9 protein-coding genes and 3 pseudogenes are annotated in these 11,436 nt (G+C 39.8%); 6 read left to right on the top strand and 6 right to left on the bottom strand.

Annotation, left to right across the window (positions count from 1 at the left end; genetic code table 11):
* Positions 1 to 668 precede the first annotated feature (668 nt).
* The 5 genes from CF596_RS13570 to nadS all read left to right on the top strand — a co-directional run bounded on the left by CF596_RS13570 (position 669) and on the right by nadS (position 4,517).
* Positions 669 to 2,480 (top strand): copper resistance system multicopper oxidase, encoded by a 1,812-nt coding sequence (locus tag CF596_RS13570; RefSeq protein WP_096902780.1) that lies wholly within the window; start codon positions 669 to 671, stop codon positions 2,478 to 2,480.
* Positions 2,467 to 2,805: a hypothetical protein gene (locus CF596_RS13565; protein WP_004897649.1), complete on the top strand. Its 339-nt coding sequence runs from the start codon at positions 2,467 to 2,469 to the stop codon at positions 2,803 to 2,805. The genes CF596_RS13570 and CF596_RS13565 overlap by 14 nt, the downstream gene beginning before the upstream one ends.
* On the top strand, positions 2,792 to 3,736 hold the full coding sequence (locus CF596_RS13560; protein WP_096902779.1) for a copper resistance protein B: 945 nt from the start codon (positions 2,792 to 2,794) through the stop codon (positions 3,734 to 3,736). The genes CF596_RS13565 and CF596_RS13560 overlap by 14 nt, the downstream gene beginning before the upstream one ends.
* A gap of 195 nt (positions 3,737 to 3,931) precedes the next feature.
* Positions 3,932 to 4,252, top strand: coding sequence for a type II toxin-antitoxin system RelE/ParE family toxin (locus CF596_RS13555; RefSeq protein WP_096902778.1), 321 nt, complete (start codon positions 3,932 to 3,934; stop codon positions 4,250 to 4,252).
* Positions 4,245 to 4,517: a NadS family protein gene (gene nadS / locus CF596_RS13550; protein ID WP_004942828.1), complete on the top strand. Its 273-nt coding sequence runs from the start codon at positions 4,245 to 4,247 to the stop codon at positions 4,515 to 4,517. The genes CF596_RS13555 and nadS overlap by 8 nt, the downstream gene beginning before the upstream one ends.
* A gap of 85 nt (positions 4,518 to 4,602) precedes the next feature.
* Here the strand turns inward: nadS and CF596_RS13545 are convergent, their stop codons facing one another.
* Positions 4,603 to 4,968 carry an isochorismatase family protein gene (locus CF596_RS13545; RefSeq protein ID WP_277948956.1) on the bottom strand — a complete coding sequence of 122 codons (366 nt, stop codon included), beginning with the start codon at positions 4,966 to 4,968 and terminating at the stop codon, positions 4,603 to 4,605.
* Between the two features lie 21 nt (positions 4,969 to 4,989).
* On the opposite strand from CF596_RS13545, the pseudogene CF596_RS13540 reads away from it, so the two are divergent.
* Positions 4,990 to 5,766 (top strand): annotated as a pseudogene (locus CF596_RS13540) (ISNCY family transposase); the annotation flags it as partial.
* Positions 5,767 to 5,849: 83 nt separating this feature from the next.
* Here the strand turns inward: CF596_RS13540 and CF596_RS13535 are convergent.
* The 5 genes and pseudogenes from CF596_RS13535 to CF596_RS13515 all read right to left on the bottom strand — a co-directional run.
* Entirely contained in the window at positions 5,850 to 6,152 is a 303-nt protein-coding gene (locus CF596_RS13535; protein ID WP_096902776.1) for a helix-turn-helix domain-containing protein, read from the bottom strand.
* Positions 6,145 to 6,501, bottom strand: coding sequence for a type II toxin-antitoxin system RelE/ParE family toxin (locus CF596_RS13530; RefSeq protein ID WP_096902775.1), 357 nt, complete (start codon positions 6,499 to 6,501; stop codon positions 6,145 to 6,147). The genes CF596_RS13535 and CF596_RS13530 overlap by 8 nt, the downstream gene beginning before the upstream one ends.
* A 572-nt stretch (positions 6,502 to 7,073) precedes the next feature.
* Positions 7,074 to 10,019 carry an EAL domain-containing protein gene (locus CF596_RS13525; RefSeq protein ID WP_096902774.1) on the bottom strand — a complete coding sequence of 982 codons (2,946 nt, stop codon included), beginning with the start codon at positions 10,017 to 10,019 and terminating at the stop codon, positions 7,074 to 7,076.
* Between the two features lie 135 nt (positions 10,020 to 10,154).
* Positions 10,155 to 10,486: pseudogene (locus tag CF596_RS13520) on the bottom strand (integrase core domain-containing protein); the annotation flags it as partial.
* A 44-nt stretch (positions 10,487 to 10,530) separates the two neighbouring features.
* A pseudogene (locus CF596_RS13515) lies at positions 10,531 to 11,436 on the bottom strand (IS3 family transposase); the annotation flags it as partial.

Raw genomic sequence — 11,436 nt, 5'->3', positions numbered from 1 at the left:
AGTATTCGTCGTTAGAAAACAATTATTGTGACATTATTTCAATGAGTTATCTATTTTTGTCGTGTACAGAGAGATAAATAAAGAGAATTTCGTATAAGGTGTATTATGTTAATTTTAGAGAAACTACTAAATTATATTGAGTTGTAAATATTTGAAAATTCCGTTAAGATATTTTGGATTAAATTCTATTCCTAGATAGCATTCGTGTTGACTCATCTCTCCAAAAAACTTTGGTTTTGTTTTCTTATGGTTTTTGCCATAGGATGGAGTAGTGTGTCTGTTGCATCAGTAAAGATAATGCATATCAATATGCAAACTGAAATGAGCCAAGATCATTGTTTAGATCAAGCACAGCAAGTCACTCAACATGGTATTAATCACGAAGTACAGACGAATACCGATTGCCATAATCATTTAGCTCTTAATCAGAATATAGATCACAAAAAGTGTCAGGAATGTTCTAGCTTATCCTGCCAGACACAGATCTCATGTCTTCATTCTTTGCAAAGCTCGCTAGATCCCCTAGATACCTTCTATTCTATAGATCAGCCTAATTTTTATTACCCCAACCAATATCTAAATGGGTATTGGCAAGAAATTTCACGTCCTCCTAAAACTTAACCAATTTTTTTAAAATTTATTTATTTTTCAAAAATTAAGGTTAAGTTATGTCTCATAAAATTAGTTCGTACCTATTAGCAGGTATTTGTTTTGCATCGTCGCCTTTGGTTTTTGCCGAAGTGCGTGAATATCAGCTTGTTATTGATGAAGCAGTGGTCAGCCCAACTGGAAAGCCTGTAAAGCGCATTACCGTAAATGGTCAATTTCCTGCGCCTTTGCTTGAGTTTGAAGAGGGTGATGAAGCCATCATTCGCGTGAAAAATAATTTAAAAAACCAAGATTCTTCTATTCATTGGCACGGACTGTTGTTGCCGGGCATTATGGATGGTGTACCGGGATTTAATGGTTTTAACGGTATTAAGCCTCAAAGCGAGTATGTTTATAAATTCAAGATTCGCCAAAGCGGGACTTATTGGTATCACGCTCATTCTAAAGGACAGGAACAGGACGGCTTATATGGTTCTTTTGTGATTTATCCAAAAGGTAAAACACCATTGGCAGCACATGAAAAAGCTGAACGTGACTATGTGGTGATGTTGTCAGATTTTCATGAAAAAACCAGTGATCAAATTCAGAAAGATCTTAAAATTTCAGCTGAATATTATCAAGATCAGCGTGAAACCTTGGGTGATGTTTGGAAGCAGGTTAAACGTGATGGCATAAAAGCGACATGGTCTGACCGCAAAATGTGGAATCAGATGCGTATGCTAAAAACCGACATGTCGGATGTTACAGGTTATACCTTCCTCATTAATGGCAAAACACCTGAACAAAATTGGACAGGAATGTTTAAACCGAATGAAAAAATTCGCCTACGTTTTGTGAATGCATCTGCGATGTCTTTCTACGATGTCCGTATTCCTAACTTGAAAATGACTGTGGTCAGTGCTGATGGTCAGCCTGTAAAACCTGTTGCTGTGGATGAGTTTCGTATTGGCACAGCTGAAACTTATGATGTGATTGTGGAGCCAAAAGGCGGACATTATCAAATTGAAGCTGAGTCAATTGACCGTGCAGGCTATGCGATTGGTACACTGCACAATGAATTAAATCCTATGACACATGGCATTCATATGCCTGTACCACGTCCACGCTCACTTTTGACCATGGAAGATATGGGACATGGTGGCGGTGATCATGCAGGAATGGATCATTCGAAAATGAACCACGGCAATATGCAAGGCATGGATCACTCGAAAATGGATCATTCAAAAATGAACCATGGCGATATGCAAGGCATGGATCACTCGAAAATGGATCATTCACAGCATGGCACAGCAAAACCACAAGAAAATGATCAAGTGGTTTATGGTTGGGCAAATGCATCTACACCTGCGGGCAATAAAGCCTTGCAATATAGTGATTTAAAATCTTTAGAACCGCAAAAAGATACTCGTGAAGCTAGCAGTGAATTAGTAGTGCGTTTGGGCGGTACTATGGAGCGTTATATTTGGACGATTAACGGTAAAAAATTCAGCGATGCTGAGCCATTAAAAGTGAAGTATGGCGAGCGTATCCGTATCAAATTTATTAATGACAGTATGATGGCGCACCCCATGCATTTACATGGCATGTTTATGCAGTTGGAGAATGGTCAAGAGTCGGTAGATATGCCGAATAAACACACATTGATTGTACCACCGGGTAAAACAGTGACTGCTTTATTAACTGCGGATGAGTTGGGCGAATGGGCAATCCATTGTCATTTGTTGTATCACATGAGTGCAGGAATGATGAACAAGTTGATCGTGGCAAATGTTAGCGATGAACAAGTGCCTACAACGCCAATTCAAGGTACAAATTCGACTCAAACTCACCAAGTAACTGAGCAAAAAGGAGCTGGACATGCACATCACTAATTTTGTATTTAAAGCGTTTTTTTCTGTTGCGGTATTGAGTTTAACAAGCTTAAGTTTGGCGCACGAAGGGCATCATTCAACTGCTCAGACTGATGGAAAAAATGTACCATCAATGAATCATCAAGCGATGTCTGAGATGGATCATTCACAGCATTCTCCACAAGAGCATGCACAACACATGCAGATGATGGGGAAAATGAATCATGCTGCACATTCAGCACCGATGAACCATCAACATGCAGGTCATCAGCCAATGCATCACAAATCAACAGAGAAACAGCAAGATCAAAAAGTACAGAAAGGAGATCAACATGCGCACCATTAATCTTTTTTCTAAAACTGTTTTAGCAAGCTCTTTGTTGATGGTCAGTGCAGTGAGTTTGGCACATAATGGTGAAGATCATAGTGCGCCTGAAAAAATGACAGTTGCTACATCTTCTAGTCAAAATCAGCCGATGCAAATGGATCGCTCTCAAATGAACCATAGCCAAATGAATCAGGCACAACATCAGGCAACATCTACGGTTAATCATTTACATCATGTACCAGATGCGAATGCTCAGCAGAGTTCGCATTATGATCATCGCTCAGAACACGGTGCGCAAATTTATGCGATTACGACAGTGGACAATAAGTGGCTTGTCAATGAAGATGGCACAGGTGATTTAAAGTCAGAGTTTGAAACCCGTATTGGCACAGATGAAAATAAGGTTTTTATTAAAATTCATGCCGATAAAGAAGAATCGCATGATGCACATTATGATGCCAAACTTTTATATAGCCGTATGATTTCAGACTTTTGGGATGCACAGATTGGTGCACGTTATCGTAGTGAAAAAGTTGAACTCAATGATCATCGCAAAGACACCGAAGAAAATGTTGATGCGGTGATTGGCTTACATGGTATGGCGCCATATTTCTTTGAAACTGATGCTTATCTCTATGCGGGAGAAGACAATTATGCGGGCTTTAGCCTAGAAACGGAACGTGATTTTCTGATTACGCAAAAGTTGATTATTCAACCTTATTTAGAGTTGGATGCTATCTTTAGTGATGACTCTAAATATGCGAAAAGAACTGGTTTAAGCAGTGCAACCGCAGGGTTTGAAACTCGCTATGAAATCAGTAAAAAGATCATGCCGTATATCGACATTGCCTATGAGTATTCAAAAGGTAATGATGAAACGTCGTGGCAAATAGAATCAAACTCTGAGAAAGGTTGGTTATATGGAGCTGGTGTTAGATTTAGATTTTAATTAATTTAATGATTACTAAATAGCTTTATTTAAATAAAACTCTAGCTTAGTGTGGCCGGAAGCAAAATGTTAACTTATTTTGCTTCCTTCCATTTAACATAATGGTGGTTATACGAAAAGAGAGAGTCTACAGCTCTCGTTTTTTGATATCGAAACTGCTAAAATCGATATACGCCATTGACGTACATTAAGTCTATGTTATTTATTGAAACCAGCATCTTTACCAAGCAAATTAAAGACCTTGTATCTGATGAGGAATATCGTCAACTTCAACAAGATCTATTGGTTCAGCCAGATAAAGGTGACTTAATCAAGAATGGCGGTGGCATTCGAAAAGTACGTTGTGCTCAAGGTAACAAAGGTAAAAGTAGCGGCATTAGAGTAATTTACTATTGGGTAAATGAGGATGATCAAATCTTTTTCTTAGTGGCTTATCCAAAATCAGTTAAAGATAATTTAACGGATAAAGAAACAGCCATTCTGCACCAACTCGTGAAGGAGCAATTTCATGGATAACAACTTATTTGATGACTTGGTTGCTTCAATCAAAGAAGCTGGAGCTATCAAACGTAAAGAAGTTAAAGCAAGCCGAGTTACAGAACTCGAATTGCCTGATATTAAAGAAGTACGTGAAAAAACTGGCTTGAGCCAAAATGAATTTGCTGCACGTCTACATATTAGCCCACGTACCCTGCAAAATTGGGAACAAGGACGACGTTATCCAACTGGACCAGCAGCTACATTGATTCGAATTTTAGATGCTCACCCTGGCCTTATCTAAAAATTAAATAAAAGATGGGAGCTTTAAGCTCCCATCTTTTATTTCGTATAAGGCGTATTATGTTAATTTTAGGAAATCTTAGTCTTTAGCTAACATAATCTTCAGTTGATATTACTTGAGCATATGCAAATTCAAAAGCGGCCATTAATGTTGCATGGACATGACCAGCAGGTACTTTAACGCCATTAAATTCCAGGTCTAGTGTTGCACAAGCGTCATGAATAACTTTTACCTTATAACCAAAATCAGAAGCAGCACGAACAGCCGCATCGACACACATATGGCTCATAGCACCAATCACGACTAACTCAGTCACTTGATTGCTATCTAAAATTTCTTTGAGATTCGTGTTTAAGAACGCATTGATGTGATTTTTAATGATCACAGATTCATCTTCTTGCGGCTTAACTGTGTCCTGAAATTCAATACCATTTGAGTTGGGTTCAAATATAGGAGATTCAGCATTAGCAATATGATTTCAACACGTTTGTATGTTGAGCAGCATGGTAAGCCGTTGGCGTTTTACAGTGATAAACATTCAGTCTTCAGGGTGAATCAAAGCAGCAAGAAAGACACCAAGATTACCCAGTTTGGACGCGTACTCAGTACCCTCAATATCGATATCATCTTCGCCAATTCACCACAAGCCAAAGGCCGTGTAGAACGGGCGAATAGAACGCTTCAGGACCGTCTGATTAAAGAAATGCGCCTGGAAGGCATCTGTTCGATTGAGCAAGCGAATGCCTGGCTGCCCTGCTTTATCGAGCAATTTAATCGTAAATTTGCCAATATGGCCTTTAATCCCAAGGATCTACACCGGACTGTCACTGAAACAGCCGAAGAATTAGATGATGTTTTTACCTGGCGTGAACCCCGCAGAGTCACGAACAGCCTGACGATTACTTATGATAAATGCGTATATTTACTGGAAAATACCGAAGAAAATAAAAGGTTGATCGGCAAGTATCTTGAGTTTCTGGAATACCCGGATGGCACGGTAGCCATTGAACATCAAGGAAGAAAAATCAATTACAGCATCTTCGATAAATTAAGTCAGCTCAACCAGCGAGAGGTTGTTGAGAATAAACGTTTAGGTGCTGTTCTCAATCATATTCAACAACAGCACGAAGAATTAGAACAGCAAAACAAACGCAATCGTTCTCAAAAGATGCCGAGCAGACGTGCACAGAAAACAGTAATCAAAGAACGAAATCTGAATCCTGTGCTTGACTTGGAAGTGTCTGTATAGGACATTTCTATTTGGTTATTAGGTAGGACATTTCTACTTAGGAATAACATAAAAATGGGAGCCTATAGCTCCCATTTTTATTGTTAAACTTTGAATCCTATATGTTTTCCTGTTGGAAGCTCTACATCAATACGGAGTTTCCCACCCATTGCCTCAACATACTTTTTCATGGTTGAAATCTTAAGATCATTGCCACGATTTTCTATTGCTGAAAGCGATGGCTGTTTTATTCCCAAAGTTTCAGCAAGCTCTTTTTGAGAAATTTCGAGTTCTTCACGAATAAGATGAAGCTGATTTTCTAGCAGTAATTCATCTGCCATTTTTTGAATACGGGCTTGGCTCTCTGGAGAGCGGCTAGCTAACAATTCTTGCAGAGTCTTAGCCATTAGATTTATCTCCTAGGGTGGCGAGATGAAGTTGGTATTGTTCATCTGCAATATCCAGCATGTCTTTATAAAAACGCTTTTTACCGCCTTTATCAGCAATACATAGAACAATAGCCTGTCGTAAGGGATCAAATGCGAAGAAAGCTCTTAAGGGTCTACCGCGATGTTGAACGCGCAGTTCTTTCATATTGGTAAATTTAGACTCATACACAGTATCTACTAAAGGGCGGCCTAAACTCGGTCCCTGCTGCTGTAGAACAACCAGTGCAGCTAGGACCTTCTCTTGTGTAGATTCATCTTGCTGTTCAAGCCACTGATTAAATAGATCTGTCGTAATGACTGTCCACATACCACAACCAAAATATAGATTATAGTCTATATTTTAGGGGCATTATGCTTGTTTTGCAAATGAGAAATGATAGGCAATAAAAAAGCCCGACATCCTGTCGGGCTTTTTCGTATTGGTTTGCTTGGTATAACTCCTGTCGTACCTGCCAATCCTTGTGCGATTTTCTTTATTCTTATTGTTCGGAACATCCTGTTCTCTATGTCCTCATCATATGAAAAAATTCACGGGTGACATAGACGCCATGGTCCCTAATTGATGTCAGCTTGAGCGTACAGGATTGCTCAAAACTTACCCCAAGATTTATCCGCAGAAATTGGGGATTATTTCTGAACTGTGACCCTTGAGAAATCAGGAAAAAATGTGAAAACGAATGTTTTTTGATCAATTTTATTGGCTAAAAGTTACAGTTTTGCTTAAAAAGAAACCGACTTGTTTCCAAGTCGGTTGAACGAGAACGTTCCAGAGGGTATTACCCACCTCTGTATTAGTTATCAGGTAAATTAGTTTAGGTTCTTAACAATATGTTGGGACAAATTGATTTAAAGCCATCAATATAGTTTAACTAAGGCTATTCAATGCGGAGTTCGATGAAGTATGAAATACTGCTCAAATTCATCAATCGGCATCGGTCTACCAAACAGATAGCCCTGGTAATGATAACAACCCTGTTTTTCTAATACATCCCGTTGAGCTTCGGTTTCTACACCTTCAGCCAGTACAGAAATTCCCAAAGTTTTTGCCAAAACAATGATCATTTTGGTAATTTCAGCATCATTGGCACTCACCAAAATATCCCGAACAAAACCTTGATCAATTTTTAATTGATCAATCGGAATCCGCTGTAAATAAGTTAAAGAAGAATATCCTGTACCAAAATCATCTAGAGAGAACATCACCCCGTAACGTTTAAGAACCGTCATTTTTTCAATAATGTCTTCTACCCGCATCACTAAGGCGCTTTCAGTAAGTTCAAGTTTGAGTAAGTGTGCGGGAGCTTGTGTACGTTCCAAAATTTCGAGTACGTCTTGAACAAATTCATCGCGAGCAAATTGGCTAGCACTGACATTTACAGCCATGCTGAGGTGAGCAGTTTGTGGATACTTGGCCCAGTCACTCAATTGTTGGCAGGCACTTTCCAGTACCCATTGACCCAGAGTAATAATGAAACCATTCTCTTCTGCGACGGGTATAAAACGAGCAGGGGAAATCATTCCTTTAACTGGATGCAGCCAACGTAACAAGGCTTCTACTCCTGTCACCTGTTGTGCACCATTCACTTGTGGCTGGTAATATAATACCAGCTGGTTTTTTTCTAGTGCTTGACGTAATCCGGTATCAATCTCAGCACGCTCCTGAACCTGAGATTGAATCTCGGGATCAAAAAAGCGATAAGTATTTCGACCATAATTCTTTGCGTCAGACAGTGCCATATCAGCACGTTTAATTGGATCCTGGATATTTTCACATGCTTCTATCCCAAATAGGCTGATCCCAATACTGGCTGAATTATGATATTCAGAGTCAGCCAAAAAGTAAGGTTGAGTGAGTGTCTGTAAAATATATTTTGCGGTCTTTTCTAGTTGTGGGATAGCTTCCATCTCTGAGCTTCCAAGATGATCAAGCAGAACCACAAATTCATCACTTCCCAGTCGTGCAACCATGTGATTGGCTTCTACGCATTCTAGCAGGCGAGTTGCGACTTGCTGTAATAAGTAGTCTCCGGTTTCATGGCCTGCAGTGTCATTTATAGCTTTAAAATTATCCAGATCTATTAACAGAACAGCGCCGAGCTGTTTTTTATTTTTTGTATCTCTCATGCTCTGTTCAAGGTGTTCCAAAAATAGGCTACGGTTTGGCAGTTTAGTCAGAGAGTCATAAAACGCTAGCAAGTGTACTTTTTCTTCTGCAGCTTTATAGGCAGAAATATCGGTAAGCGTTGCAACATAATGTGTGGTTTGGCCATGCTCATCACGTACAGCAGCAATCAAGATGTGTTGTGGATACAGTCCGCCATTTTTGCGCTTATTCCAGATTTCACCCTGCCAAGATCCTGTCGTGCGAATATGGTTCCACATGCTGGTATAGAAGTTTTTGTCATGCAGGCCTGATTGTAAGATTTTAGGTGTATAACCAATCAACTCTTGTTCACTATAGCCAGTAATTTCTGTAAAAGCATGATTGGTACGTAAAATAACCAAATGAGGATCTGTAATCAGCATCCCGACTTGAGAGTTAAATGCGGTCGCTGCAATACGCAGGTTTTCTTCTGCTTTTTTACGTTCGGTAATATCACGTGCCGAGCAGAAGAATACCTCATCATCATCAAGATCCACCAGGACTGAACTGACTTCTACCGGATAACACTCACCTTGGGCGTTTAGATAACAGGTTTCAAAGCGAATACCTCCAGGTGTAGAAATCCCTCTATTGATCAGCTCTTGCAACTCAGCCTTATTATAGCCGTTATCCCAGTAACACAGGGTTTTTCCCAAGGCTGCCTGCGGAGTACTACCAATCATGCGAAAAAAGGAATCACTACCTTGAAGAAGCTTGCCTTGGCGATCTAGAACATGAATACCATCTTGTACATTACGTAACAGCATCCGACTACGACGATTGGTCAACATATTTGCCCGAATTTGCTGCCAAAGTAACCATCCAGCAATCGTGGTCACCGCAATGAAGAGTAATCCCAGCAAAACGGCTTTGATAACATCTTCATACCATTGGGCCAGATAGTCTTTTTCACCGAAGGCAACAACAACAAAAATAGGCATGCTACTTAGCTTGCGAAAGTTACCAATACGCGGGATTTTATCTGTAGTTCGTCGAGTATAAATAGTGCCAGACTGTGCGCCAGAGTGAACCAGTTGTGACAGTTCCGGTGGCCCCCCCACAAAACCCACCTTTCCGTTCGGTGTTTTAAGCATGGGATTACGTGCAATAACTCGCATATCCAGGTCTTGTACCAGTACCACTCCTTTAGGGCCTACATCCAGTTCTGCAATTAGATGATTAAAGTAGCTAGCAGGTAAAGCAGTGATAATCATGCCTGCAAAAGTTCCATCACCCTGATTGTAACGTCGTGCAAATAGATGAACCCAGCCTTGGCCATTTGGATCTCTCATCAGCTTGGTGACAAACAGTTGATCCGTACTTTTTTGTTGGGCCTCTTTAAAAAAACTAAAATTTGCATAATTAGACCTCTGACCGTCCATATCATGATCAGCGAATTGGACTTGACCTTTTTCATCGGTAATGTGTATTCGTGTAACAGAGCTGATCCAATCTTTTTGTTTCTGAATAAATAGATTTATTTCTCTATTATTTATTTGTTTTTCTTTACTTAATTCTTTTTCTATATAAGTTTTTAAAGTATACAAAGACAAATCGATTTCTTGTAAACTGCTGCTCACACTTTCTTCAAGTAATGATGTTAAATTTTCTACTCCAGTCCTAGCTTGAGCTTCTTCGCTCTCACGTGAAGTATGTAAGGTATAGACTAGTATGCTGATCATGAACATATTCATGATCACTACAGTCAGGACAAGAAGTTTAAAAATAGATTTTTTTTTTGCAGCATATTTGCTCTGTGAGATAGAGAGATGGACCCGGAAATTTGAACAACTTCTATAAGTGATATTCCGCTCTAGTTAAGCCACCTTGTTTTGTTGGGGTAGCTGATCATAGTAAAACTCATTGGGTGTCATTTTGTCTAGACTCGAATGAGGTCGTTTCAAATTATAAAACTTAAAATATGCACTCAATTGCTTTTTTGCATCTGTGACACTGCTATAAGCTTTGAGATACACCTCTTCATATTTAACGTTCCGCCATAATCGTTCAACCATCACATTATCAATCTATGAGCAGTATACTGCGCAAGTTTACCATCCATACTGATTTGAATGCCATTTGATTTCAATACATCAATAAATGCATCACTCGTGAACTGACTGCCTTTGTCTGTATTAAATATTTCAGGTGATCGGTAATCCTCCCATAAATAACCGAAGTTAAAAGTAGAGGTTAAGCAGCCATTAGAGGTGGCTTTCCTTTATTAGCTTGATGTGGTCTTTCATGGTTGTAATGCCACAACCAGTTTGTTGCATAATCTTGTACTTCATCCAAAGTATCAAATAAATGCTTGCTCAGCCAACTATAACGTATAGTCCGATTATAGCGTTCAATATACGCATTCTGCTGTGGCTTACCCGGTTGAATATATTCAATACGAATACCGTGCTCAGTAGCCCAGCGCACAAATTCGTGACTGATAAATTCGGGACCATTATCGCATCGGATCACTAACGGTTTTTCTCTCCACTCCAGCAATTGATTCAACGTACGAATAACCCTGATTGTGGGCAATGAGAACCCTGCTTCAATGGCTAGGCCTTCGCGGCGGTAATCATCAATCACATTCAATAATCGAAACTTGCGACCATCGGAAAGCTGATCATGCATAAAATCTAATGACCAAACCTGATTTTCTCGGATTGGTTCTTTCAATGGTTCAGGCGCATGCCGTTTTAGTCTTCTTCTCGGTTTAATACGCAGATTCAGTGCCAACTCACAGTAAATGCGGTAAACCCGCTTGTGATTCCAGCAGCAACTCTCAACATGCCGTAAATACGAGAAGCACAAACCAAAGCCCCAATCGGAATTTTCCTCAGTGAGTTCAATGAGCTGTTCAGCAATGAGTGCATTGTCATCGCTGAGATTGGCTTGATAGCGGTAGCAGGTTTCACTAATGCCAAATGCTTTACAAGCCAAACGAATACTAATGGCATGCTGGGCAACTGCCTGTTGTGCCATCTTACGCCGGCAAGATGGCCTCACCCTTGCGCAGCAGTGCTGCTTGCCATCGCTTCCTGGATGATTTCGGCCTTTAATCGCTCTTCCGCATACATCTTTTTAAGTCTGGTATTTTCG

Origin of the sequence: Acinetobacter sp. YT-02, assembly GCF_002412355.1 — a bacterium.
Taxonomy (GTDB): Bacteria; Pseudomonadota; Gammaproteobacteria; order Pseudomonadales; family Moraxellaceae; genus Acinetobacter; species Acinetobacter towneri.
Note: the sequence above shows the minus strand (reverse complement) of the source record. Positions and strands in the feature narration are given on the sequence as shown.